The 25,438-nt window shown below is 68.3% G+C and carries 22 protein-coding genes and 1 pseudogene; 9 read left to right on the top strand and 14 right to left on the bottom strand.

The window, feature by feature from the left end:
* Nucleotides 1-192: 192 nt before the first annotated feature.
* The 6 genes from OHA88_RS40580 to OHA88_RS40555 form a co-directional block, all read right to left on the bottom strand.
* Entirely contained in the window at nt 193-648 is a 456-nt protein-coding gene (locus OHA88_RS40580; protein ID WP_328629234.1) for a pyridoxamine 5'-phosphate oxidase family protein, read from the bottom strand.
* Nucleotides 649-713: 65 nt separating this feature from the next.
* On the bottom strand, nt 714-1,340 hold the full coding sequence (locus tag OHA88_RS40575; RefSeq protein WP_328629233.1) for a glyoxalase: 627 nt from the start codon (nt 1,338-1,340) through the stop codon (nt 714-716).
* A 5-nt stretch (nt 1,341-1,345) separates the two neighbouring features.
* Entirely contained in the window at nt 1,346-1,810 is a 465-nt protein-coding gene (locus OHA88_RS40570; RefSeq protein ID WP_328629232.1) for a helix-turn-helix transcriptional regulator, read from the bottom strand.
* A 244-nt stretch (nt 1,811-2,054) separates the two neighbouring features.
* Nucleotides 2,055-2,465 carry a VOC family protein gene (locus OHA88_RS40565; RefSeq protein ID WP_267007082.1) on the bottom strand — a complete coding sequence of 137 codons (411 nt, stop codon included), beginning with the start codon at nt 2,463-2,465 and terminating at the stop codon, nt 2,055-2,057.
* A 497-nt stretch (nt 2,466-2,962) separates the two neighbouring features.
* On the bottom strand, nt 2,963-3,475 hold the full coding sequence (locus tag OHA88_RS40560) for a lamin tail domain-containing protein (protein ID WP_328629231.1): 513 nt from the start codon (nt 3,473-3,475) through the stop codon (nt 2,963-2,965).
* Nucleotides 3,476-3,831: 356 nt separating this feature from the next.
* Complete coding sequence (locus OHA88_RS40555; protein WP_328629230.1) at nt 3,832-3,993, bottom strand: hypothetical protein; 162 nt, start codon at nt 3,991-3,993, stop codon at nt 3,832-3,834.
* Nucleotides 3,994-4,242: 249 nt separating this feature from the next.
* Here OHA88_RS40555 and OHA88_RS40550 point away from each other — a divergent pair, with 249 nt between their 5' ends.
* Complete coding sequence (locus tag OHA88_RS40550) at nt 4,243-5,109, top strand: AraC family transcriptional regulator (protein WP_328629229.1); 867 nt, start codon at nt 4,243-4,245, stop codon at nt 5,107-5,109.
* 281 nt (nt 5,110-5,390) lie between these two features.
* Here OHA88_RS40550 and OHA88_RS40545 read toward each other — a convergent pair whose 3' ends face one another.
* Nucleotides 5,391-5,867, bottom strand: coding sequence for a DUF2871 domain-containing protein (locus tag OHA88_RS40545; RefSeq protein WP_328629228.1), 477 nt, complete (start codon nt 5,865-5,867; stop codon nt 5,391-5,393).
* 333 nt (nt 5,868-6,200) lie between these two features.
* Between OHA88_RS40545 and OHA88_RS40540 the strand changes: the two genes are divergently transcribed.
* Entirely contained in the window at nt 6,201-6,860 is a 660-nt protein-coding gene (locus OHA88_RS40540; RefSeq protein WP_328629227.1) for an HAD family hydrolase, read from the top strand.
* Between the two features lie 565 nt (nt 6,861-7,425).
* Here OHA88_RS40540 and OHA88_RS40530 read toward each other — a convergent pair.
* On the bottom strand, nt 7,426-8,124 hold the full coding sequence (locus OHA88_RS40530) for a glycoside hydrolase family 11 protein (protein WP_389735767.1): 699 nt from the start codon (nt 8,122-8,124) through the stop codon (nt 7,426-7,428).
* Between the two features lie 518 nt (nt 8,125-8,642).
* Nucleotides 8,643-9,023 (bottom strand): tetratricopeptide repeat protein, encoded by a 381-nt coding sequence (locus OHA88_RS40525; protein WP_328629226.1) that lies wholly within the window; start codon nt 9,021-9,023, stop codon nt 8,643-8,645.
* 505 nt (nt 9,024-9,528) lie between these two features.
* Here OHA88_RS40525 and OHA88_RS40520 point away from each other — a divergent pair.
* Entirely contained in the window at nt 9,529-10,296 is a 768-nt protein-coding gene (locus tag OHA88_RS40520) for a calcium-binding protein (protein ID WP_328629225.1), read from the top strand.
* 74 nt (nt 10,297-10,370) lie between these two features.
* Here the strand turns inward: OHA88_RS40520 and OHA88_RS44760 are convergent.
* Nucleotides 10,371-10,622: pseudogene (locus OHA88_RS44760) on the bottom strand (MOSC domain-containing protein); the annotation flags it as partial.
* Between the two features lie 192 nt (nt 10,623-10,814).
* Between OHA88_RS44760 and OHA88_RS40510 the strand changes: the two are divergent.
* From OHA88_RS40510 to OHA88_RS40500, 3 genes are read left to right on the top strand one after another with little or no spacing between them, the layout of a single operon-like run.
* Nucleotides 10,815-11,705: an alkaline phosphatase family protein gene (locus OHA88_RS40510; protein ID WP_328629223.1), complete on the top strand. Its 891-nt coding sequence runs from the start codon at nt 10,815-10,817 to the stop codon at nt 11,703-11,705.
* Between the two features lies 1 nt (nt 11,706).
* Nucleotides 11,707-12,987: an MFS transporter gene (locus OHA88_RS40505; protein WP_328629222.1), complete on the top strand. Its 1,281-nt coding sequence runs from the start codon at nt 11,707-11,709 to the stop codon at nt 12,985-12,987.
* Nucleotides 12,984-14,003: a TolB-like translocation protein gene (locus tag OHA88_RS40500; protein ID WP_328629221.1), complete on the top strand. Its 1,020-nt coding sequence runs from the start codon at nt 12,984-12,986 to the stop codon at nt 14,001-14,003. The genes OHA88_RS40505 and OHA88_RS40500 overlap by 4 nt, the downstream gene beginning before the upstream one ends.
* Before the next feature lie 520 nt (nt 14,004-14,523).
* Here OHA88_RS40500 and OHA88_RS40495 read toward each other — a convergent pair.
* The gene (locus OHA88_RS40495) at nt 14,524-15,087 is read right to left on the bottom strand and encodes a hypothetical protein (protein WP_328629220.1); all 564 of its coding nucleotides are present in this window, start codon (nt 15,085-15,087) and stop codon (nt 14,524-14,526) included.
* A 777-nt stretch (nt 15,088-15,864) separates the two neighbouring features.
* On the opposite strand from OHA88_RS40495, the gene OHA88_RS40490 reads away from it, so the two are divergent.
* Nucleotides 15,865-16,575, top strand: coding sequence for a hypothetical protein (locus OHA88_RS40490; RefSeq protein ID WP_328629219.1), 711 nt, complete (start codon nt 15,865-15,867; stop codon nt 16,573-16,575).
* Between the two features lie 599 nt (nt 16,576-17,174).
* Here the strand turns inward: OHA88_RS40490 and OHA88_RS40485 are convergent.
* On the bottom strand, nt 17,175-17,627 hold the full coding sequence (locus OHA88_RS40485) for a transglycosylase SLT domain-containing protein (RefSeq protein ID WP_425900661.1): 453 nt from the start codon (nt 17,625-17,627) through the stop codon (nt 17,175-17,177).
* Nucleotides 17,628-18,307: 680 nt separating this feature from the next.
* The gene (locus OHA88_RS40480; protein WP_328629218.1) at nt 18,308-19,528 is read right to left on the bottom strand and encodes a cysteine desulfurase-like protein; all 1,221 of its coding nucleotides are present in this window, start codon (nt 19,526-19,528) and stop codon (nt 18,308-18,310) included.
* Nucleotides 19,529-19,906: 378 nt separating this feature from the next.
* Between OHA88_RS40480 and OHA88_RS40475 the strand changes: the two genes are divergently transcribed.
* Both OHA88_RS40475 and OHA88_RS40470 read left to right on the top strand, forming a co-directional pair.
* On the top strand, nt 19,907-21,565 hold the full coding sequence (locus OHA88_RS40475; RefSeq protein WP_328629217.1) for an FAD-dependent oxidoreductase: 1,659 nt from the start codon (nt 19,907-19,909) through the stop codon (nt 21,563-21,565).
* The gene (locus tag OHA88_RS40470) at nt 21,562-22,995 is read left to right on the top strand and encodes an ATP-binding protein (protein ID WP_328629216.1); all 1,434 of its coding nucleotides are present in this window, start codon (nt 21,562-21,564) and stop codon (nt 22,993-22,995) included. Before OHA88_RS40475 ends, OHA88_RS40470 begins: the two co-directional genes overlap by 4 nt.
* Before the next feature lie 307 nt (nt 22,996-23,302).
* On the opposite strand, the gene OHA88_RS40465 is transcribed toward OHA88_RS40470, so the two are convergent.
* On the bottom strand, nt 23,303-25,252 hold the full coding sequence (locus OHA88_RS40465; RefSeq protein ID WP_328629215.1) for a discoidin domain-containing protein: 1,950 nt from the start codon (nt 25,250-25,252) through the stop codon (nt 23,303-23,305).
* Nucleotides 25,253-25,438: the final 186 nt, after the last annotated feature.

The raw sequence follows: 25,438 nt of genomic DNA, 5'->3' as shown, positions 1-25,438 counted from the left end.
ACAACTGGCCGCCGACGATCACCGGCTGTCACGTGCTTCTCCCGACGAAGGCCGGTGCTGGAGCGGTCTCAGGTGCGTCTGCTCTGCTCGGTCCGAGTGAGGAGTCCCCGCGGGAAGTCCACGTCCTCACCCGCGCCGCTCGCCAGGCGGGGCGGGTGTGTTCCCCGGGGCGGATGTGTTCCCGTGCGGCGGTCAGCCGAGCCAGCGGCCGTCGCGCATGAGGTCCCGTCCCTGCAGCTCGTTCGCCTCCCGCCAGGCCTGGATGCGCCGAGGCCGGATCAGGAAGTATTGGTAGGGCTCGTCGAGCTCGCGCGGGTCGAAACCGGTCTTGGTCGCGAACGCGTCGCCCGCCTCCGGGCCGAGGTCGGCGATGCCCACCGGCTCGGCGGTGCCGTCGACGACGACGACGTCACGCGTCGGCCCGAGGCTGAGTCGCACCCGGCCTTCCGCCAGCAGGTTGCGGCCGGTGACGGAGGCGCGCGGCGTCGAGATGACGAATGCGGTCCCGTCCCAGAGGTACGAGAGCGGGATGAGGTGGACGCCGCCCGCGGAGCCCGACGTCGCGACCCAGAGATCGACGTCGCTCGCCAGTTTCGCGCGAGTGTCCCGCAGCCTCTCCTCAAGCCCACGCGGCGGCGCGCCCGTCATGCTTCCTCCAGTCACTTGGTGGAGAGCCCTTCCTCCAAGGGAGAGGCTCCGTCGGTCGTGGCGCGTCAGGGCGTGGGCGTCAGCGATGCGGCCTCCCATGCGAACCCGTCCGGGTCGGTGAAAGGCCCGGCATCGCCGCCGATCATGAGCCGGTGCGATCCGGTGCCGTCGGGAGTGACGCCGACGTCCTTGGCAAGGGCACGGCGCCTGTACAGCGCCAGCTTGACGGGACTCGACCCAGCGGCGAACTCGACGTACATGCGGCTGAAGCTCTTCGCCACGGCAAGACCGCGCTCGACGTAGAACCGCTTGCTCGCAGCCACGTCCGCGACTCCCAGCAGGAGCACGATCTCGTCGATCTGCCGGGTGTCCGGGCCGGTGTCCTTCTTCGCCGAGGTCGCGACCTTCCAGATCGTCCCGTCCGGGGCTCGTACGACACCGCCGTAGCCCCAGAACGACTTCGTGGCAGGCTTCAGCGGCGTGGCGCCGGCGTCGAGGGCGGCGTCGATGAGGCTGTTGACGGTGGCCGGCTGGGACACCGTGAGTGCCAGTGTGAACCCACGGAAGCCGGTTGTGGGTGCCTCCGAGGCCCGCAGGTGTATCTGCGTGTCCAAGCCGAAGGCGGCGGTGTAGAAGCGGTTGGCGGCCGTGGGGTCGGCCACGTCGAGGGTGACGGATTCGATGGATGCCATGGCCATCACGCTAGTTGCGGTTCGACGACCGGTGCTTCTTGATTCCTGACCGGTCTTGTCACCTGTTTTGCCACACACGGCGGCATCCCCGCCGCAGCGCCCGTTTCGCGGCGCCGGTAGGCGCTGGGCGGCATGCCGACCAGCTCGGTGAAGCGGGTGCTGAAGGTGCCCAGCGATGAGCAGCCGACCGCGAAGCAGACGTCGGTGACGCTGAGGTCGCCGCGACGCAGCAGCGCCGTCGCGCGCTCGATGCGACGCGTCATCAGGTACGCGTAGGGCGACTCGCCGTAGGCCAGCCGGAACTGGCGGCTGAGGTGCCCGGCCGACATGTTCACGCCGCGGGCAAGCGCCTCGACGTTCAGCGGCTGCGCGTACTCCCGGTCGATCCGGTCGCGGACTCGGCGCAGTCGCGCGAGGTCGCTCAGGCGCTGCGCCGCGGTGCGTGCGCGCCCCCATGAGGGGTGACACATGGGAGAACTCCTTTTCCTCGATGTCCGCGAGCACCTGGGTTGCAAGCGGCGGCAGGCGGCGAGGTGCTCGATGGCGATGACCGACTTGCCGGCGGCGGGACGGAGGCCGGGGGCGGCTCGGGCTCCGCGACGGCACGCCCGCCGAGGGAGTGGTCCAGGACAGCGGCCCGGAAGCACCGGCCACCGTATTCTTCGCAGGTGATCGCGGCGCCGGCCGTCATGGCCGAATCGATGACCGCACGGCTCAGCGAATCTCCTGGATGCGGATCAGGTTGCCTGCGGGATCACGGAAGGCGCAGTCGCGGATGCCGTACGGCTGCTCCGTCGGCTCCTGCACGACCTCGGCGTCGCCGGCCTGCACCTTCTCGAAAGTGCCGTCGAGGTCCCGGGTGGCAAGCAGGATCCAGCCGTAGGTGCCCTTGGCCATCATCTCGGCGATGGTGCGGCGCTCGTCCTCGGTGACCCCAGGGTCGGCGGCAGGCGGCGCCAGGAGGATGGACGTGTCGGGCTGGCCGACGGGGCCGACCGTGATCCAGCGCATCTTGCCCTGTCCGAAGTCGCTGCGGACCTCGAAGCCGAGGGTGTCGCGGTAGAAGGCCAGGGACGCGTCCGGGTCGTCATGCGGAAGGGAGCTTGTGTGAATGGTGATGTCCATGACTGTCATGCTAGGCGCGGCTCCGTGACCCGCGCTTCTCGATTCCTGATCGATCCGGCCACTTGATTCGCCACACAAAGTCGCACCCCCGCCGTCGCCCGTGCGTCGCCCACGATCTCCTCGACCGTCTCCCAGGGGCTCACGAGCCGGGACAGCGCCTCCTCCGCCCGCCACCGGTCACTGGTTCAGCTCCGTCCGCGTTCTGCTCCCGGATGCGCTCCACCCGCTCCCGGGCCGTAGCCTCCCGACGCCCCCGGCTTCGAAGTGCGCGATTTGCTCGATGGACGGCGCGCGCGGGCATGTACCGGCCTCACAGGATGTGCGCGCCGGGGCCCTGGTCCTTCTGGGTGTGCCCAGGTCTGCTGCCTCGGCGAGGTCTCCGGCGTGGAGATGGCCGGTGAGCGCGCGAGCTGCGTGCCGCCACTTCGGGGGCGGGGGGTGGCGGCACGCAGCGGTTCCGAGAGGGGGTCCGCGGTCAGTGGCGGGTGGGGGTCAGGTCAGCGGCGGTGTCCGCGGTCGTTGTTGTGGTGGTCGCGGTCACGGCCCCAGGACTCGGTGTCGACGGTCCGGCCGTAATTGTTGCGCAGGGTGGCCGTGTCGGAGTAGTTGCTCCAGACGTAGTCGGTGCGGCGGTCCTGGTAGACGTCGGTGCGGGTGTCGTAGCCGCGTCCGGTGTGGACGCGGACGGTGGCCCGGCCGGCCAGACGCAGGTCGTCGAAGCGGTAACGGTTGCCGTCCCGGTCCGAGAGTGTCCATCCGTCCAGATTCACCGACCGGTAACCGGTGTTGGTGACCTCGACCCACTCCCTGTTCAGCGAACGGTTGGAGTAGTCGTCACGGCCCGGGCTGTCGTACTGGATGCTGCCGAGCACCACACGCGAGTACGACTGGTGGTGACGGCCACGGTTGTAGCCGTCGTCGGCGGATGCCGGCATCGCCGCGACGGCGACAACGGAACCGGCCGCCAGACCGGTAGCGACGAGACGACGGACAGTACGAGAAGCAGACACGTGATGTCCCCTCAAGTAGAGGCGCCCAGGCCCAGGTCAGAGCCATGCTGCGCGGTGCGGGTCCCGGCTCAACAAGCCGAGGACCCACACTCTGAACCACCCGCCCGCCTGTGATCGGCGACTTCGGCCTGCGTTACAAAATGCGGATATTTCCGTAACCGACGACTGTAACGGTCACAGACCCCGCATGAGCGTGGCCCTGACATTCGCTGAATACGGCAACCACCCCGGTCACCCGCACCAACAAGCCCTTTCCGGCCCCTTTGCACACCGCGCCGCACCACCCCGCGCCCCACCACCGATCGCATAAATCGGGTAACAGGCACAATGCTTCACAGTTCGGACGGCGCCGCCCCTCAGTCCTCCATCGCTCGTTCGTCCGGCGCATCGATGGGCTTCGCCCTCGTCGTCATCACGGTGAAGAAGTACGGCAGGAATGACCAGCGGATCAGGCCGAGGTTGTTGCCGGAGCTGAACGCGATTGGCAAGCCGCGCAGTTGCCCGAGCGCCTGAGGCAAGAAGTCCTGAAGCCAGTGGTTGTCAAAACGCGCACAACCGGCGTTTTCATCACCGTCATCAAGGATGAAGACTTCCAGGCCGTGGTTGAGATGCGATCACGGCGCCGGTGTCCCTCTTTGCGGTTGATACAGGTGTGATGCGCGCGGTCGTCGGGGTCCTGTCGTACCCGACCGGACCGGGCACAGGATGTCGGGTCCGGCAAGGTGGGTCCCTCCTAGCGTGAGTGATCGAAAGGGAAGGAGGCCGGGGTGCTGGAGCGGCTGAACCAGGCCATGGAGCACATCGAGTGCCACCTTGATCAGCGGATCGAGGTGTCCGACCTGGCGCGGATCGCGGTGACGTCGGAGTACCACTTCCGACGGCTGTTCTCCGCGCTGGCGGGGATTCCGTTGTCGGAGTACATCCGGCGCAGGCGGCTGACGGTCGCGGGTGCCGAAGTGCTGGCCGGGGAGGTGACGTTGCTGGAGGTCGCGGTGCGTTACGGCTACACCTCGGGGGAGGCGTTCGCGCGTGCGTTCCGCGCGATGCACGGCGTCGGTCCCGGCGAGGTCAGGCGGGTCGGTGCGAGTCTGCAGTCCCAGCCACGGATGTCCTTCCGCCTCATCGTCGAAGGGAACAGCAGCATGCGGTACAGGGTCATGGAGAAGGAGGAATTCCGTGTGGTCGGCAGGAAGGCGCGTGTCCCTCTCGTGCACGAGGGGGTGAACCCGGCCATCGCCGCCTTCATCCGGGGCATCGACCAGGAGACACTGCAGCGCATCCAGAGCCTGTCCGACCAGGATCCGAAGGGGATCATCTCGGCGAGTGACAATCTGGACGACAGCCGCGCCGAGGGCACCGAACTCGACTATTACCACGGCGTGGTGACGCGCGCCGCCGTGCCCGAGGGCATGGACGCGCTCACTGTCCCGGCCGGGGCGTGGGCCGTCTTCGAGAACTCCGGGCCGTTTCCGCAGGCGCTCCAGTACCTGTGGAGGGACGTGTTCACGCAGTGGTTCCCATCCAATCCGTACCGGAGCCGGCCGGGGCCCGAGATCCTGCGGACCCGGCTGTCGCAGGACGGGTCACAGGCGGACGCGGAGCTGTGGATCCCCGTGGAGCGGACTGCGGTCTGAGCGGTGGCGCGCGGCGGCCCCGGGCCGCCGCGCGCTGGAGACGGTGGTCAACTCGTGGAACGATCTCGGGACTTCTTCGACGGGGTCTGGCGGCGGGCGCAAACCGGCTCGCCATGGCGGGATGTGCCCGAGCGGCACTGGCCCTGACGGACCACGTACACGATGCTCGGTCGCGTCGGCGGCCTGAGCGTGGAAGAGACGGAACTCAGCAACACCTCGAAGTCATCAGACCGGCGTCTGCTCGGCAGAACCCCTCGACAGCTGCTCTCGGTTGTCGCCTACTACAACGCGTTGCCCTTCTCCAGCTCGGCCGACAGGCCATCCCCCGGGGCGCTCTCTGAAGTGGTGCGCCCATTGGTGACGCGCTTGCCGAGCAAGGTGAACAGGAGGATCAGACCGACGGTGAGGACCGTGTGACCCAGGCCTGCGATCCAGGAGACCGCCTCGGGGACGGGGTGGCCGAGGACGGTCTGCGTGCCGCGGAAGACCATGGCTCCCACGGTGATGGCGATGCCCGCGTTGTAGAAGGCGAAGAAGTAGGTGAAGTGCCGGCTGCCGGACAGGGAGAACAGCTTGTCGAGCGCAAGGACGATGAGGAAGGCCAGCATACCGAGGGCCAGCAAATGGGTGTGGACTACCGACAGTTGGGTCTCCCCGTCGAACCCGTTGTGCTTGGTGAGCTCTCGGTAGTAGAGCCCGGAAACGACGCCCAGGATCATGTAGACATGGGCCGCGTGCAGCGATGCCCGGATGGTCATGGCTCCCCCTCGAAAGTGTTCTCCCGTACGGGGCTGAAGATATCCGTTGAGGGCGAGGTTGTGGAGATGAACGATGCCCAGCATTGCGTGGTGAACGCCGTCACCACGCTGCTGATGGGGATCCGCGAAACTCCCCACTCAGGCCGCACCACCCGGAACGGAGCCTGCCACCCCTCGCCGTGAGCGGCGCCGCGCGCCCACGACGGCCCCACCGGCGTGGACATGCCCCAGCCAGCAACCCCGATCCGGCACGTCAGGGCCTGTTGGTGCCCAACCACTCCAAATCCGTCGTCGGCCAGTCGCGTTGACGACTTCCTCTCCGGGCTTCCGGTCATGACACAGAACGCGGTTGAACTGGTGATCTTCGACTGTGACGGCGTACTGGTGGACAGCGAACGAATATGCGTGAAAGTGGACGCGATGATCACGGCCGACCTGGGGTGCACGTTCACCGAGGCGGAGATCATCGAACGGTTCGTCGGCTCGTCGGACGAGGTCTATACGGCTGCTGTGGAAGAACGACTTGGGCGGCGCCTGGAGAAGAACTGGCAGCGGCGGTATGACCATCTGTATCGGGCGGCCTTCGCAGCCGAACTGACCGTTGCCGACGGCATCACCGAGGTCCTGAACAGCCTCACCAAACCCATCTGTGTCGCCTCCAACGGCAGTCACGACGACATCCGGCACAGCCTGCAGATCACTTCGTTGAGCGACTACTTCAAGACGCACATCTTCAGCGCCGCCGACGTCCCCAGCGGGAAACCCGCACCCGACCCCTTCCTGCATGCTGCACGCTCGATGGGAGTGGAGCCCGCGCAGTGCGCGGTGATCGAAGACAGTACGTACGGAGTACAGGCCACCCGCGCCGCAGGAATGCGCGCCTTCGGCTACTACGGCGGTCTCACACCAGCCTCACGGCTGGAGGGACCGGACACCGTCGTGTTCGAGAGCATGCGCGACCTACCCGAACTGCTGGCAACCGCCACCCACTGAACGTGCCCAGCACCTCGTCGGCATCCGACCGTGCCATACGTGACGCCTTCGTCTTGACGGTGACGGCGCTACCCGGGTGACCGCCGAGCAGGTCAGGCCCCTGGACGCGGTGCCGGCCGGCACCGCCCGCCGCGTTCCGCCGGTGCTCTCAGCGAAGATCGGCGGGGGTGGACCTGGAGTCCGACGCGGAGCGCTCGGCGGCGACGAAGGCGCCTGATCCTTCGCTCCCGAGCTCGACTGTGCCTGACGCACGGACGTTCAGCCTTCGATACCGGTGAAGTGGGGGCGCGCCTACGAAGACGAAACACCCGCGGGCAGGAGCGCCGGCCGGCAGCAGCGTGGCGCGGCGGCCATGGGCCGCCGCGCCACAGGTGCGGTGTGTCGGGTGTTCGAGGATCAACTCGCGCTGCAGGAGACCGTCGGCCAGGTCCAGGTGCCGTTGGTCCGGATCGTCACACCCCGTTCATGCCGTTCCCGCCAGGGGGCGACGAGTAGACGAGTACCTGATCGCCGGGCCGGGTGGCGTTGATGATGCGGTGCAGTCGCTCTCCTCGGAGGACGGGATTCAGCTCACCGTTATATTGGAGTTCCCGCTGCTCTGATACCCCTCGGTCGCGAGGATCATGTAGTAATTGAAACTACCCATGGGCATTCCATGACTGGCCCACGCGTCAAAATGGTTTCCAGTGGTTATGGTCCCGCCCGTCCTCTTCGACTGCCGGACGCTCCAGTACTGATTGAAGGTTTTGGTGCCTTCGACGGAGGGGGCGTTGGTTCGCGTCGTCTGATAGATGTCGTACGTACCGCCGTCGCTGGTGACCGTGCCCTTGTACGTTCCCGTGGGCCGGTAAGTGCCCCAGTTGTCAACGATGTAATACTCCACGAGCGGGTTTGACGTCCACCCGTAGAGAGCCAGATACGCGTTGCCGGACGGGTTGAAGCTGCCCGAGTAGTTCACGCTCCTGCGCGCGCCGTTGCTCCAGCCCTTACCGCAAACGAAATTCCCGACGTTGCTCCATGAGGTGCTGTAATTGCCACCGGACCCCAGGGTCATGGAGACCGACCCACCACCATCGGTCCAGAACGAATAGTAGTAGCCGTTATTCGTGCCCGTTTGATTTGTGGTGATGGTCGTGGCGGCGTGGGCGGTGCCGGGCAGCATCATCGCGGACGTGAGCGCCAACGCTCCGGCACCGCCGATGAAGCCCCTGCGGTTGAGCGGTTGGGCGGGGACGTGGTTCATGGGGGCGGGTGCGTCGTTCATGTTCATGCTTCCTCCTCGTGAAGGCCAGCAGGGAGGCCAGACAAGCGTGATACGACCTGGCCGACCCGTCGGTGGCCAGGGTGACGCGACCGTGCGTCAGCGTCGTCCAACGCTGCGACGGTTGGCCGGTCGTCGTGTGGTCAACGACCGGAGAACCAGGTCGCACAGGCGACCCGGATCGACAGGGGTTGAGGTCCGTCGATGGCGATAGGTTGGTCCGGCCCCGCAAAGTTGTCAACACTTTCGGCAAGGATTCCGAAATCTAATCCTTGGCCAGGGATTTACCAAGACGGAATAAAGCCTGGTCAATGGCCTGTCTGATAGATCGAGTGCAGGGCTGTCCGACGGAATCCCTGATTCATAGATCAAGATCTGGGTCAGTTATTTCGAAAGTTTCGGAATTCTTACCGATCACGTAGGCGGCTGTGCGCCTGCGGCCCGGCCACCCGCCACGACACACGTCCCGTCCGCGGCCTGACCGCCCAGGGAGGGCGGACGACCGGCAGCGGGCAGCAGCCTCAACCAACGAGTCGAGGGGATGAATTGTGGGGGTGCCTGAGGGCAAGCAGGTCCCGTGCGGTCATCGTGTCCGCGACCCTCATGTGCGGCGCGGCCTCGGAGCAGCGGTGCTGGCGCTCCAGGACGCGGGCGAGGGCGAGGTGGGCAGAGGGGTGGGCGGGCTCGGCGCGCAGGACTTGGCGCAGTTCCGCCTCGGCCAGGGAGAGCTGCGCCGTGTAGTAGTACGAACGGGCGAGGAGCATGCGGAGGTCCAGGTTGCGAGGCGCCGCGGCAACCAGGTCCTTGAGAACCTGGGCAGCCGCGCGGTAACGCTGGGATTCGAAGAGACGGCTCGCGTACTGCCGCCGCTCGTTCCAGGTCACTCCCTGTGTACCGACCATCACGTTCTCCGCTCTCCGTTCTCTGCACGAGCATTCGTTCTGCGGTGCAGGCACCTGGCGCCCAAGGGGTTCTGGGGCACGAGGGGCCGATGGACCCTCCTGGTTCTTCAAACTTGATTGAAGTTTGAATCATTCCCGGGCGGGTTTTCGCCGTCCGGGAAGAGGCCCAGCGGGGTAGCGTCGAGCGACTCGCCCCTCCGCGGGGCCACACGGAGACCGGGGCGTGTGCGAGGTCGACGGTCTCGGCGCGACAAGGGCCGGACCGCGGCGGACCAGGGACCGGCTCCACGGCGAACGCGATCAAGTTCGAAGCCGGGAGCCAATGGCTTCGTCGAGGCGGGCGTGGCTCAGCAGGCAGTGAGGAAGCTGTCCGAGCATGCGGTTGGACAAAAGCCGCAAAAAATCTCCACGGCCAGGGTGCCGTCTGCCGTCGTACAACCAACCACGGGTGTCAGTGGTCTTTCTCGCGCCCGGACAAGATCCGGCTCATCGTTTTCGGAGAAACATGCGTATTCGTTCCACCGCGGCCGCTGCCGTCGGCGCTCTGGCGCTGCTCTCGTTCCTGACGCCGGCCGCGCACGCCGACACCCAGAAGGGCGACACCGTCTTCACGTCGCTGTCCTTCAGCAAGCAGACCGTCAACGCCGGAGTCAGCGCGGCGCAGACGCTGACCGTGACTGCCGTCGCCAAGGACGGATCCGGGATCAAGGACATCTACGGCGCCAAGCTGGTCAGCCCTGACAGCCGGATCATCCACGCAGGCTCCGCCGACTGCACCCGGCCCACGTCCACCACCAGGAAGTGCGTCTTCAAGTTCACCCTGGACGCCGACCGCACCGACTACTACGACCTCAAGAACAGCTCGGCCGGCACCTGGCACTTCACTGCCGAGGCAGCCGCCAATGACGGCGACTTCTACGACCTCGAGGACAGCGCACCGGTCAAGGTGAAGCGTTATGCCAAGCTCGCCGACACCCAGGCCTCCCCCGAGCCGGTCGCCAAGGGCGGCACGCTCACCGTGACGGGGACGCTCACCCGGGCCAACTGGGACACCAACGCCTACGCCGGGTACAGCGGCCAGGCCGTGGCCCTTCAGTACAAGAAGTCCGGCTCCTCCACCTACACCACGGTCAAGAAGGTGACCACCGACAGCAGCGGGAAGCTCAGGACGACGGTGACCGCGAATTCCGCTGGCACCTGGCGCTGGACGTTCGCCGGCACAAGCACGACGAGCACCGCAGCCGCTTACGGAGACAGCGTCGCCCTGAAGTAGGCCATTCCCGCCCGGGTCCTGTCCCTGGAACACCCGTGGGACAGGGCCCGCAGGCGCGCATGAAGACGCTCGTCGATCGCGTCGCCGGGGTGGGCCTCGCCGCCCTGCCGGACCACAGTCGTGATCCCGGACTTGAAGGAAAAGTCCCCGGTCTCCGCGTCGAGTTCGAAGACCTCCCTCAGAAGACCCTTCTGGAAGGCTTCGATCTGCGAGCACGGATTGCGCAGGCCGGTAACCTCCGCGATCGCCTCGGCACCGATGTGCAGTAGTGCGCCGGTAGGCAGGCCGAGCAGGTCGATCCCGCGCGTGGAGATGTTTTCGCCGAGGTCGTTCTCCTCACCTGTGCCTCCTCGTACCCTGCGAGCGTAACGGGCCGCAGTCGCCGACGGGCAGACGGTGCGCAGGAGATCGTTCACCCGATCTTCATGCCTCTTGTGCAGTGAGGTACGCCGGATACATCTTGGCGTGAGCATGCTCTGTCCGCACCGCCCCCGTCACTCCCCCACCGGAGGTTCCCAGTGCCCGGCAGATCCGTGTTCCGCCGCAGTCGCACCGCCCTCACCTGCGCCCTGACCCTCACCGCTGCCGCCGTCGTCGGCCTGTGGACCGGCATCGGCGGCTCCTCGTCCGCCCAGGCCGCAGCCGGCGTGCCAACCCCCGACCACGTGATCGTCGTGGTCTTCGAGAACCACGGCTACAGCCAGGTCATCGGCTCCTCCAGCGCCCCGTACATCAACTCGCTGAAGAGCGGCGGCGCCAACCTGAGCGCCTCGTACGCCGAGACGCACCCCAGCCAGCCCAATTACTTCGCCCTGTTCTCCGGCTCCACGCAGGGCATCACGGACGACAGCTGCTACACCCCCGGCTTCTCCAGCAAGCCCAACCTCGCATCAGAGCTGATCGCCGCAGGCAAGACCTGGGCGAGCTACAACGAGACGCTTCCCAGCCAGGGTTCGACCACGTGCAGCAGCGGCAGCTACGCCCGCAAGCACAACCCCTGGTTCGGCTTCAGCAACGTCCCCACCTCGTCCGCGTACACCTTCCAGCAGTTCCCCACCGACTACACGAAACTGCCGCAGGTCTCCTTCGTCGTCCCGAACCTGTGCAGCGACATGCACGACTGCTCGGTGGCGACCGGTGACACCTGGCTGAAGAACAACCTCGGCGCCTTCGCAACCTGGGCGAAGACCCACAACAGTCTCCTCGTCGTCACCTTCGACGAGGACAACCGGCTCAGCGGCAACCGCATCCCCACGGTCCTCTACGGCCAGCAGGTGACCCCGGGCTCCGCATCCTCCACCACGTACAACCACTACGACCTGCTGCGCACGCTCGAGGACATGCACGGCCTCGGCCACGCGGGCAACGCGGCGTCCGCCAAGGACATCACCGGGGTCTGGGCGTCCTGACATGTACGTAGCGGACAGCCGCGCCACCCGCGCGGGGTCCGCCGAACGCGCCGCCGGGCCGGGCACTCCCCCGGCCCTGCGGCGCGTGGCGGTCGCCCCCACGGTGCTGGCGCTCGGCACGGTCAGTCTGATCACCGACGTGTCATCGGAGATGGTGACGGCGGTCCTGCCGCTCTACCTGGTGGCAGGACTCGGCCTCAGCCCGCTCGGCTTCGGGCTCCTGGACGGCGTCTACAACGGCTTCTCGGCCCTGGTGCGGCTGGTCGGCGGCCACTTCGCGGACCGGGGCGGCGGGCGCCACAAGCCCGTCGCGATCATCGGCTACGGCCTCTCGGCGGTGTGCAAACCCCTCCTCCTCATCGCCCACACCCTCACGCCCATAGGTCTCGTCCTCGCGGCCGACCGCACCGGCAAGGGACTGCGCACGGCGCCCCGCGACGCCCTGATCTCCTTGTCATCGCCCCCGGAGGCCCGCGGCCGTGCCTTCGGTGTCCACCGCGCGATGGACACCGCGGGCGCCCTGCTCGGCCCGCTCGCCGCCTTCCTGATCCTGCGCGCCACGGTCGACGGCTATGACGCGGTGTTCACGGTGAGCTTCTGCGTCGCGGTGGTCGGCGTGCTGGTGCTGGTCCTGTTCGTGCCGGGCGGGTCCGCCGCACGCCGTACCGACCAGGCGGCCCAGCGACCCCGCCCCACGCTCCGAGCCGCCCTCGCCCTCCTGCGGCGGCGCGGCATCCGGCGCATCTGTATCTGCGCCCTGTTGCTCGGCCTTGCCACCGTCAGCGACTCGTTCGTCTACCTGCTGCTCCAGCGCCGCCTCGGCGTGCCCGACCGCTGGTTCGCGCTGCTGCCGATCGGGACCGCCGCCGCCTTCCTGCTGCTCGCCCTGCCACTGGGGCGGCTCGCGGACCGGGTGGGCCCCTGGCGGGTGTTCCTCGCCGGCCACGGGGCACTGCTCGCCGCCTACGGACTGCTGCTCTCGTCCTGGCACGGCACAGCGCTCCCGTACATCGTGCTCATCCTGCACGGTTCGTTCTACGCCGCCACGGACGGCATTCTGATGGCGGCGGCGTCGGAGAGCGTGCCCGAGGAGCTGCGTTCGTCGGGGCTCGCCCTGGTACAGACCGGGCAGGCCGTCGCCCGGTTCGTCTGCTCGCTGGCCTTCGGCGCCGCCTGGACGGCGTGGGGTGACCGCACGGCGCTGCTGGCCGCCGCGGTGGCGCTCGCCGTGTGCGCCGTCTTCTCGTTCCGTCTCGGCCCCACCGCGAAGGTTCCCGTATGACGAACGCCCGTACCAAGCTGCTCGTCCTCGTCTGCGCGGTCGCCGTGCTCACGGCGGTCGCCACGGCCTCCGTGCTGCACGCCGCCGCGCGCTCCGAACGACGTGACGTGGCTCGGCCGGGCGGCCCGACGGTCGCCGCGGGCCGGGTCACGCTCACCGACAAGCGGCGGATCGTGTTCCGGAACATGGCGTGGGGGCCGCACCGCGACGAGCTGACGACGGTCCCGGCGTCGTCGCCCACGGGTGCCCGAACGGCGTCGGGCGTCAAGTGCCTGCGTTTCTACGCGGCCTCGGGCACCGGAGTCTGCCTCCAAGCCGTGCACGGGGCGATGCAGGACAGCTACCGGGCCACGATCCTCGACACGCACCTCAGGGAGCGGGCGCACTACACGATCCCCGGCATTCCCTCCCGCGCCCGGGTCTCCCCCAGCGGGCGGCTGGCGGCCTGGACGGTCTTCGTAGGCGGCGACAGCTACGCCGGCACGAACTTCTCCACCCGCGCGGCAATCCTCGACACCCGCACCGGCAAACTCGTACCGAGCCTGGAGGACTTCGCGATACGCAAGAACGGCCACCGCTACCGGGCCGCGGACGTCAACTTCTGGGGCGTCACCTTCGCGGCCGACGACCGGCACTTCTACGCGACGCTCGCCACCAAGGGCAGGACGTATCTGGTACGGGGCGACCTGCGCACCCGCACGCTCACCACGCTCCGGACGAACGTGGAGTGCCCCTCCCTCTCGCCCGACGGCACCCGCATCGCCTACAAGAGCCGCGACAAGGGCCTGCCCGCCGACGCCCCGTGGCGACTGCACGTCCTGGACCTGCGCACGCTCAGGGACCACCCCCTGGCCGAAACCCGCAGCGTGGACGACCAGGCGGTCTGGCAGGACGACACCACGCTCACGTACGCGCTCCCGGGCGACTACGGCGCGGACCTCTACGCGGTGGCGGCCGACGGCGGAGGCGCCCCGCACCGCGTGCTGACGGCGGCGGTGTCGCCGACGTACCTGTGAACGAATGAAGGTCGGCTGACGGATCCAGCCTGTGCCGGAGAAAGATCCGCGTCCGGCGTATCGCACCGGGCAGGCCACCACGCAGGAACCCGGACAGCCTCGCCGCGAAAGGGTGGTTCACATCTCCGCCGGTACCTCCGGTGCCCCTCGGCGCACCTCTCAGGACCACGGTTCGGACCCCTTTCGGTGTAGTCCGCAGGCCCGCATCGCAAGGAGTTCGGGGAGCTTCAGGCAGATCACGCGCGACCTTCCCGAACCCAACCGGCCAGGCGATCGTGCGCCCACGGGCACGGCCCCCGGGGTCAGGTTGGCAGGGCTGCAGCCGACCGGGTCCGGCTGCCGCGACACGCAGGGAACTCGGTGAACACCTATTATCGCGTAAAGGGTGTATGGGACGCAGGGCACGGTTCATGCATGCGCCGTGTGGCGCCGCGCATCCACCGAGGAGTCCTTCCCATATGCCGGAAACCCCGGCCCGATTCCGACGGGCCGGAGTTTCCGTGTGGTGCGGATGGAGTTGTTACCACTTGTTGCCGTAGTGGTCCCGGACCACTCGGAAGCTGCCCACGACACCATTGCGAACCTTCACGCCGCCGCGGACCTGGCGGGTGAAGACGCCGTTGCTGGTGCTCCAGGGACCAACAGTGGCGACCGGAGAACCGTTGTCGCAGGTCGCCCCACGGAAGAGCTCTACACTCCTGTGGCTGTCATTGCGAACGTTGAAGCTCCGCGAGCCCAGCCCGCTGACCACAGTGATGCAGCCCTCCTCCGACCGGGCGGAGTACGACCGCTCGTTGATGAAGATCCGGCCTTCGTACTTGTAGCCGTGGCCACCACCGTAGCCACCGCCACCCCCGTAGCCGCCTCCTTCATTACCCTTCCCACCCCCGTTCCCGCCTGCGTTCCCGCCCTCGCCACCGAGCGGAGCCGCCGCAGGGGCACCCTGCTGGACGGCCGGCGCGGCCTGCTGGACGGACGGAGCGGCCTGCGGGGAACCAGCGGCCGAGGCATAGGTGATACCAGTAGTGGCGAGGACCGCGGCGCCCACTGCGGCGGCGGTCACGGCGACGGTACGCGTCGTCATGTCATTCTCCCTTGTCTCTGAGGGTCGGCCGGGCAACCGGCCTGAAATAAAAGTACTTATGGGGCCTTTACCTGTCATATCGGATGTATCGAAAGTGTGACGCCAGGGGGCCGACCGGGTGTATAGAACTGTCCTGACATATCGTCAAGAAGCAGGAAAACAGGCCTACATGGGAGACGATTAGGCCTTCTGAGCGACTTCATGACACCCACTCACCCTCTCGGACCCTGAACACCCGTCATGGACACCCACGCCGCAGCGACGGATCGCATGCCTTTCGCGCACCAGGACGACACCGGCATGCCGCTCATGCCACGCCGGCGCCACCACGGCCCACCCCGTCGACGGGGCGCCCGTCAGGCCGGCCTGACGGCACGGCTTCGACCAGGGCATCGGTAAGGCGTCCGGCGGATCCTTCGCACGTGAGGGGTCGCTTCACTTCGAGAGCGCGTGTCTCTTACGTCCCCTATGCACCGTTGTGCTAGACAATTCCAGTAATCCGGTGCCCCACGCCGGACCCGCGGGACGGCCCTGACATCACACCGATGACGTCAGGGCCGTCACCATCCGGCGACACCCGCCGACACGGCGGCATGACCCTCCAGAACGGCGAACGCCTCTGCGTGCCGGGCAGGCCCGGTCCCCGCGTCCGGGAAGCGTCGAAGCCGTCAACGGTCCTCAGGAGCTGGGCCATGCGCCTTCGAGCGGAGCGTCCGACCTGCGGGTAGTGGAAAAACGTTCGACGGGACTGGCCGGGACGGGCGATGATCCGCACTCGTGACGACGCCGAAGCAGTTCCTGGTCCGAACCGCCGCCCGCAACAATGCCGAGTGGTGTGCGGCAATGAGCCGATCGCACGACCTGGCGAGCGAGTTCAGGGCACAGGCCTGGGCCGCCCCGGCCCGCACGCCGCCGTACTACCCCGACGCGGTGACGCTGGTGCCGGGTGCCGACCCGGCTGCGCTGACAGCCCGGATCGACACCGCCGTGCCCGGCGCCTCCATCAAGGACAGCTTCGCCGACCTCGACCTGACGGAGGCCGGCTTCCGGGTGCTGTTCGAGGCGCAATGGATCCACCGCCCGGCGAGTGCGCCCACCATCCCCTCGGGTCTTGCCTGGGACGTGGCGGGCGACCCGGACATGCTGCGCGCCTGGGCGCTCGCGTGGGACGACGGGGACGGCAACGCGGATCTCTTCCGGACCGAACTGCTGGACGACCCGGCCACCTTCGTACTCGCCGGACAGTCCCCTGGCGGCCGGGTGATCGCCGGAGCGATTGCGAGCCGCAGTGACGAGGTGGTCGGAATCTCCAATGTCTTCGCACTGGACGGCGGCGCTGAAGCGGCCTGGCCACTCGTACTGGACGCGGTGCACCGGCTGTTCCCCACCCTGCCGGTGGTCGGCTACGAGCATGGCGATGACCTGGTGGCCGCGGTCCGCCACGGCTTCGAGCCGATCGGTCCCCTGCGGATCTGGCTGCACGACTGACAGCTGTCCCGTAATCCCTGGAGGAACTGCGCGCGGCGTCGGATGCGATGCATCGCACGGCGGAGGGGCGTCCTCGGACGGGGCGTATTCGGGTGTTCCGACAACGCAGCGAGGGGCCGTAGTTGTCGTCGTGCGCCCGCCAGGAAGTACGGGACAGCCCTTGGGCCTGGCCCAGGGCCGCGCGAGTGGCCGTCAGCGACCACCGTCCCCATGGGAAAACGTGACCGCCGTAGTGGGGAATGACGTGACCCTCAAGCGGCCCGAAGCGGAGAATTCCGTGACCGTCGGCATCTACCCCTGATTGCCACCATGACCACGGGGCACGCCTCTGCCATCAGCAGCCCTGCGGGTCAATGCATCCGTGTCGGCTCCGTGTGCGAGCTGCCGTGGCCGCTGCCTCTCCGGAAGCCGCGCGGGGCCGGGGCCCTGTCCACGGCTGCGGTGCGCCGGTGCGTCACGGGGTCAGGGCGTGCCGTGGACGGCTGCGGGAACGTCGTCGGCGGGCCGGTCTCGCACGTGGGCCGACCGGCCGGCACCGGCTGCATCACGCGGGGACCGGTGCGCTGGGCGGGGCCCGGTCGTATCGCCGCGCCGTGTCGTCAGTACGCGGAGTTGACGTTGTCGATGGAGCCGTAGCGGTGGGCGGCGTAGTTGCAGGCGGCGGTGATGTTGGCGACGGGGTCGTAGATGTTCATCGAGGTGCCGCTGACGTGGTACGTCTTGAAGGTGGGGTCGATCACCTGGAGCAGGCCCTTGGACGGGATGCCCTTGGCGGCGTTGGAGTCCCAGTTGTTGATGGCGTTCGGGTTGCCGCTCGACTCGCGCATCAGGTTGCGGTAGATGCCGTCGTAGCTGCCGGGGATGCCCTTGGCGCGCATGATCTCCAGTGACTGGTTGATCCAGTTGTGGACGCTGCCGCCGGACTGGGCGGGGGTGGTGGCCGAGGCGGCCGGGGCGCTGACGACGGTGCCGGCCATGACGGCGGCGCCGGCTGCGACCATGCCCAGCGAGATCTTCTTGGTCTTGGTCAGGCGGGCGAACTTCTTGGGCATCGCGGTGATCTGCACGTGGTAATTCCTTTTCCGTCGCCGGGTGATGCCAAGAATTGTTAGGGGAGGGGGAAACCCGGGTCAACGTCCCCTTTTTACTACCGCTATTCGTACCGGGTATTGGAAATCGTCGGTCGAGTGCCTTCAGAGCCCGGGAACGAGGCCCGGTGGCCTACTATCCGGTTTCGGAGTGGTGCCCGTCACGTGGCTCACCCCACACGGCAAATGCCTAAAATGGGCACAAGAGTGACGCGGATCATGTGGCCTGTGTCATATCAAGAACGATTTATTCGCTCGCCGTAATGCTGGATATGCATTCCGTATTGGTGGTGGGGGTGAGTTATTCGCGCGAACCGGCGGGGAATCTCGGCCATTGGCCGCGCGCGACCGATCCAGTGACGGCACACCACGCGGAGGGTGCAGCAGGACTGATTCGGTGTCGCACGGTCGTACGCATGGGACGGCCCGAGACGGCCGGGAAGACCGAGCGGGAGGACGGGCCCGCAGCGGTGCGCCGCCGGGCTTGGGGGCTCGATGGCCCCCTGCGCCCGTACGCGGTCACACGGCTGATCGGCATCTCCCACGGCGCGCCCTGTCGGGGCTTAGCGGCAGGCCTGGCCGGATCTGCCGGTGGCGGCGCTCAGTCGGCAGCCGGTGCTCGGTGGACCGGGTGCGCCACCCGGTCAGCCAGTGACGGGTGTGGTGTCGACGGAGCCGGACAGGGCATCCAGCAGCCGATCGACGTCCTCGTCACTGCTGTAGGGGGCCAGGCCGATCCGCAGCCCGCCCTCGTCGCCCAGTCCGAGCCGGCGGGATGCCTCCAGCGCGTAGAAGGACCCGGCCGGAGCATCGATGCCGTGCTCCGCCAGGTACTGCGAGGCGGCGGTGGCGCTGTGGTCCGCCAGGGTGAGCAGGAGGGTCGGGGTGCGCCGGGCGGCCCGGGAGTGCACGGTGACGCCGCCGAGGGCGGCCAGCCCCTGTTCGATGCGGGCCCGCAGGGCATCCTCGTGGGCCTCGATCGCCTCGAAGGCGGCGATCAGCCGTTCCCGGCGGGTGCCGTCCGCCCCTGGGGCCAGACCGGCGAGGAAGTCCACCGCCGCGCGGGCCCCGGCCAGCAGCTCGTACGGCAGGGTGCCCAGTTCGAAGCGCTCGGGAACCGCGTCGGTGGAGGGCAGCAGCTTGTCCGGCCGCAGCGTCTCCAGCATTTCGGGACGGGCTGCCAGCACGCCCAGGTGCGGGCCGAGGAATTTGTACGGCGAGCAGACCATGAAGTCCGCGCCGAGGGCGGGCAGGTCGACGGCGGCGTGCGAGGCGTAATGCACAGCGTCCACGTGGAGAAGGGAACCGGCCCGGTGCACCAGGTCGGCGACAGCGGGGATGTCGGGGCGGGTGCCGATGAGATTCGACGCTGCCGTGACGGCCACGAGACGGGTGCGTCCGGAGAGCACCCTGGCGATGTGCTCGGTCGTCAGCTCGCCGGTGGCCGCGTCGAAGTCCGCCCATCGGACGGTGGCGCCTACGGCCTCTGCCGCCTGGATCCAGGGGCGGATGTTGGCATCGTGATCGAGTCGGCTGACGACCACCTCGTCGCCCGGGCCCCAGTTCTTGGCCAGGGTGCGGGACAGGTCGTAGATGAGCTGGGTGGAGCTGCGGCCGAATACGATGCCCCGCGGATCGGCTCCCAGCAGGTCTGCCAGCGCGCAGCGGGCGCCGGCCACGATCGCCTCCGCGTTGCGCTCGCCTTCGGTGGTACGGCCCCGGTTGGCGAGCGGGTTGGCCAGTGCATCCATGATGGCGTCGATCACCGGCTGCGGTGTCTGGGTGCCGCCGGGGGCGTCGAAGCGGGCAGAGCCGGACTTCAGGGCGGGGATCTGCGCGCGGACCGCGTCGACGTCGAAGGCCATGCGTACTCCTGAGGGCGAGGGGCGTGCGGGGCCGCGGGCGGCTCCGGGCGGCAGGTGCCGGGAAACAGCGCCACCGATGCGGGAGCACTGCCCCGCAGCCGGCTGCGGTATGCGCCGCGGGCCGCCTGCGGGTTCCAGCGCGTTCGCTGGTGGTGATTCGGAATTCCACCACACGGCCGGCCCCCGACTCGGAGCGGTACCGGCTGACGTAGGACGTTCTTGCAACCTGCCGGGACCGTTTCGGGTGGCGTGGCACCACACGTGCCTCCGGGTGACACCGATCGGTGGAGGGCGCCGGGTCCGCCGGGCCGGCGCGTGCGGCCTGCGCCATGCAGACTCCGGCCGCCATTTCCTGGCCTTTGCGACAATGATGGAGACATGCCGAACCCGACGATCCTGACTGTCGACGACGACCCGGCAGTCTCCCGGGCGGTCGCCCGCGACATCCGGCGGCAGTACGGCGACCGCTACCGCATCCTGCGCGCACTCTCCGGCCGCGACGCCCTGGAAGCACTGCGTGAGCTCAAGCTCCGTGGCGATCCGCTCGCGCTCATGCTCGCCGACTACCGCATGCCCCAGATGAACGGCATCGAGTTCCTCGAGGCGGCCATGGACCTCTTTCCGCTCGCCCGTCGCGTGCTGCTGACTGCCTACTCCGACACGGAAGCGGCCATCGACGCCATCAACGTCGTGGACCTCGACCACTATCTCCTCAAGCCCTGGAGTCCGCCGGAACAGCACCTCTATCCGGTGATCGACACGCTGCTGGACCTGTGGCACGCCACGCCCGATCCAGGAGACATGGAGACGCGGGTGGTCGGGCACCGTTGGTCAGCTCCCTCCTTCGCGGTCCGCGACTTCCTCACCCGTAATCTCGTCCCCTATCGCTGGTTGTTGTCCGACGAGCCGGAGGGGGAGCGCCTTCTGGCTGCCGCAGGGCTGTCCGCGGCCGATGCACCGCTGGTTGTCACCCCGGACGGAAAGACTCTGGTCTCCCCCACCGAGCGGGAGCTCGCCGCGCAGGTCGGACTCAGCACCGTTCCGGCCTCCGACTTCTACGACCTGGTGGTGGTCGGTGGGGGGCCGGCCGGTCTGGGAGCTGCTGTCTACGGTGCTTCGGAGGGACTGCGTACGGTACTGGTGGAGCAGCAGGCGACCGGCGGGCAGGCCGGTCAGAGCAGCCGTATCGAGAACTACCTCGGCTTCCCCGACGGCGTCTCCGGTTCCCAGCTGACCGAGCGGGCCCGCCGCCAGGCGCTGAAGTTCGGGGCGGAGATCCTCAGCGCGCAGCAGGCTGTCGCGCTGGAGGTGGCGGGATCGGGCCGGGTACTGCACCTGGGTCCGGAGAGCTCCATTGCCGCGCACACCGTGGTCCTCGCCACCGGGGTGTCGTACCGGCGGCTGGCCGCCGCCGGGCTGGAGGAGTTCACCGGGGCGGGCGTCTTCTACGGGTCCGCCGTCACGGAGGCGCCCAGTTGCTCGGGCGAGGACGTGTACATCGTCGGCGGTGCCAACTCCGCAGGGCAGGCGGCGGTGTATTTCTCACGCTACGCACGGCGTGTTCATGTGCTGATCCGCCAAGGTGATCTGAGCCGTTCGATGTCCAGCTATCTGATCGACCAGATCAACGGCATCTCCAACATCGACATCCACCCGTGGACCGAGGTGGTCGGCGCCGTGGGCGAGGGACACCTCCAGCAGCTGTCCCTCCGTGAGAGCCGGTCCGGCGCCGTGCGCACCGTTGCCGCGTCGTGGCTGTTCATCTTCATCGGGGCCGAGCCGCATACGGATTGGCTGGCAGGAGTGGTCACCCGCGATGCGCGCGGATTCGTGGTGACCGGCCCCGACCTGGTGGCCGGAGGGGATCGGCCGGCCGGGTGGCGGCTGCCGAGGGATCCGTACCACCTGGAGTCGAGCGTGCCCGGTGTCTTCGCTGCGGGCGATGTGCGCTCCTCCTCGGTCAAACGTGTCGCCTCGGCCGTCGGCGAGGGAGCCATGGCCGTCGCGCTGGTGCACCGCTATCTGGAGGCGCAGTGACCACCTCAGCACATCTGTCACCGGCGCAGTTGCGGACTCTGTTCCTGTTCGAGGAGCTCAGCGACGAGCAGCTCGACTGGCTGGCAGAACGCGGCCGTGCGGAGCAACTGCCTGCCGGAAGCGTGGTGTACGCGGAGGGCGAGCGGGCCACGTGCTTCTTCGTGCTGCTCAGCGGAGCGATCGCGCTCAGCCGTGTGCTGCACGGCGACGAGGTGGAGGTAACCCGCACCGACCAACGCGGTGTGTACAGCGGGGCGACTCGCGCGTACCTCGGGGACCGCGTCGAGCAGCGGTATCCCCACACCATGCGGGCTGTCACCGATGCCGAGTTCTTCGTACTGCCTGCCGATGCTTTCGCGACCGCGGTAGGCACATGGTTCCCGATGGCACTTCACCTGCTGGAGGGCCTGTTCTTCGGTACACGTGCGGCCAATGCCATCGTCAATGAGCGCGAGCGGCTGCTGGCCCTGGCGTCGCTGTCGGCAGGGCTCACACATGAGCTGAACAATCCTGCGGCAGCCGCTGTACGGGCCACCTCGGCGCTGCGCGAGCGAGTGACCGCCATGCGCCACAAGCTCGCCATGATCGCTGACGGCCGACTGGACGGAAGCGAGCTGCATCGTCTCGTGGAGCTTCAGGACGATGCGGTTCGACAGGCCGCTGCGGCATCCGGTCTGCCGGCGCTGGCCGCTGCGGATGCGGAGGACACCGTCGGCGACTGGCTCGAGGAGCAGGGGGTCACGGAGGCGTGGGAGCTTGCACCGACTCTGGTCGCCGCGGACATCGGCGTGCCGTGGCTGACCGCGGTGGCCGACACCATCGGTGAGGACAACCTCGGCTCCACGGTGAGGTGGCTGGCGTACACCATCGACGCGGAACTTCTGATGGGTGAGATCGATGACGCCGTGACGCGCATCTCGGGACTGGTCGGCGCCGCCCAGCAGTACGCGCAGCTGGACCGGGCGCCGCAGCAGACCGTGGATGTGCACACGTTGCTCGATGCCACGTTGACGATGCTCCGGGCGAAGATCCCGTCCGGTGTCGAGGTGGTCAAGGACTACGACCGTGAACTGCCGCCGGTCCTGGCCTTCGGGGCCGAGCTGAACCAGGTGTGGACCAACCTGATCATCAACGCCGTCGACGCCATGCCTGCCGGGGGTACGCTGACGATCCGGACGTGGCGGGAGGAGGCCCACCTGCTCGTGGAGGTGACCGACACCGGCACAGGGATCCCGCCTGACATCAGACCCCGGATCTTCGAGCCCTTCTTCACCACCAAACCGGTCGGTGAGGGTACTGGGCTGGGGCTGGACATCACCTACCGCATCGTGGTCAACAAGCATCACGGGGACATCCGGGTCTCCTCACGGCCGGGCGACACCCGCTTTCAGGTGTGTCTGCCGATCGACCCGCAGGACGAGGTTCCCTGACAGCACCTCAGGTGGCACCCTGCCCGCTTTCGGGCAGCGTGGTGAGCGACGACCCGGTCGTCGACCGCGGTGACCGCCGACGGCAGAGTCCGCACCCGGCGGCCGGTGGCAGGCTGCGCCGCCTTCAGGGACCATCCCTCGCCGGGTCCCTCCGGCGGCAGCGGGGCACTGGCGGCCTGGGCGGGCACTCTGTACGCCGCTGCCCCGGGAGGCCCTCTGCGGATGTGGCGCCCTCCGGCCCCACGTCCCATCTGCCGCCGGCGCGGCTGATGCCGCAGACCGAGCCGGCAGCCGATGGTTCTCGTGGTCAGCGGTAGAGGCGGACGTCGGCCAGGCTCCACCAGTTGCCGGCGGTGCCGGTCGCTGTCACGCGGACGTGGCGCGCGGTGGTGGGACGCAGGTCGACGTTGGTGAGCTGACCGGTTCCGGTACCGGTGGCCGCGGTGCGCCAGGTCGTTCCGTCGTCGCTGACGGAGACTTCCCACGCCCGGGCGTAGTCCCCGGGTTCGTCGCCGCTGTCGACGGCGACACGACGGAAGACGGTGGGCTTGCCGAGATCGATCTCGATGCGCTGACCGGGCTCCTGAGCCTGTCCGCTGGTCCAGCGGGTCGAACCGTCGGCGTCGATGGCCAGGCCGGCCGCACCCTGACCGGCGGGCCGGGCGGTGGCGTGGGCGCCGTCCAGGGGAACCTCGTGGAGTCGGCTGGTCAGGGCCGTCGACTTCGGCCAGGTGAAGGTGGCCAGCGCGCCGCCCGGCAGGGTGTAGTCGAAGGTTCGGTCGCCGGCTGCGACGGCGAAGCTGCGCGGGTCGTCGTTCTCGTTGTGGACGACGAGTGCAGTGGAACCGTCGGGGTTGCGGAAGGCGACATCGGTCAGCCGGCCGTTCCAGCCGGTGGTGCCGTAGTTGGTGCTGCCTATCCGTACCGCGCCGGGGCGCACGAATTTCGCCAGGTGGCCGATGGTGTAGTACTCGGCGCTGGTCGTGACGGTGCCGTCCGGCTGGACGGCGAGCAGCGCGCTGCAGGTGTCGCAACCGCCGTTGTGCGGGCCGCCGTCGGCGTCCAGCACGAGGTTCCAGTCGGCGACGGACTTGGCCCAGTTACGGGTGGTACCGACGGTGATGGTGCGCGCGTGCCAGGTGAGCGTGGAGCGGAAGATCTGCGCGGGGGTGTCGGTGGCGCCGTGCGAGCCGGAGCACTCGGTGAACCAGATGCCCTTGTCGGGGTGCGCGTCGTGCAGGGCGGTCTGTGCGCTGGGGTCGCCCGAGTAGCAGTGGTAGGCGGTGCCCGCGATCCACTTGGCAGCCGGGCTGTCCAGAACCTCGTAGGGGTAGTCGGTCTCCGGGTCCTCGCCGAGCTTTTCGGCGGTGGCGATGTCGTCGGGGTGGGTGGTCCAGTTGTGGTCGTACGCAAGGATCTTGGTGCGCGGGCTGGCCTTGTGCAGCAGCGGCCCGAGGGCCTCGATGACCTTGGCCTCCTGCTGTACGGGCAGGTCGGTGCCGGGGTAGGCGCTGGGCTTGCGGTTCTGCGGCTCGTTCTGAACGGTGAGGTAGTCGACCGGCACGCCTGCGGCGGCGTATGCCTGGACGAACTTCACCAGGTAGCGGGCATACGCGTCGTACACCTTCGGGTCGTCCTTGAGGTGCCCCCCGACGAGGGAGTCGTTGTCCTTCATCCAGGCAGGCGGACTCCAGGGAGTGGCCATCACGGTGAGTCGAGGATTGAGCTTCTTCGCCTGGCGCAGCAGCGGCATTATCTGCTGCTGGTCGTGGGCGATGCTGAAGTGCCGCAGAGCGAAGTCGGTCTGTCCGGCCGGGACGTCGTCGTAGGTGTAGTGGGTGGCTGCGGCGGTGAAGTCGGAGGAGCCGACAGGCTGGCGTACGAAGCCGACGCCGATGCCCTCCTCGGGGTCGAAGAGCTTCTGCATCGCGTTGTCCCTCGCCCGGCGGGGCAGTTGGGCGAGGACGTGTGCGGAGGAGTCGGTGAGCGCGCCGCCGAAGCCGTCCATGCGCTGGAAGCTCTGATTGGGGTCGACGGTGATGGTGGTGAGGTCGGATGCCCCGGGGTGGAAGGCGACCGGCTCCTGCTGCCGCAACTTCTGCGCGCCGTCGGCGGTGGTCAGCCACACCTGTGCCTGGGGCGCCGCCTGGTGGTGCTTCGACGAAACGGGCGCGTGTGCGGTGGTCGCCGTGGCCGGCAGACAGGTCAGGCAGAGAGCGGTGGCCGTGAAGGCGGCGGCACCCAGGGCACGTTTCATAAGTGGTTTCCTCGCTGGCGCGGTCGGAGCTGAGGGCGAAGGGCCGTGACGGGGCGGAGACGGTGGACATCGGCCGTGCTCCGCAGGTGGCGGGTTGCCGAAACTTGCCATGAAACAAACTGAAACATCTTGGAAACTTTTTCGACGCGCCCACAGAAAATCGCCAACCGACTTGAGCTGTCAAGC

This window comes from Streptomyces sp. NBC_00353, from assembly GCF_036108815.1.
Classification (GTDB): Bacteria; Actinomycetota; Actinomycetes; order Streptomycetales; family Streptomycetaceae; genus Streptomyces.
Note: the sequence above shows the minus strand (reverse complement) of the source record. Positions and strands in the feature narration are given on the sequence as shown.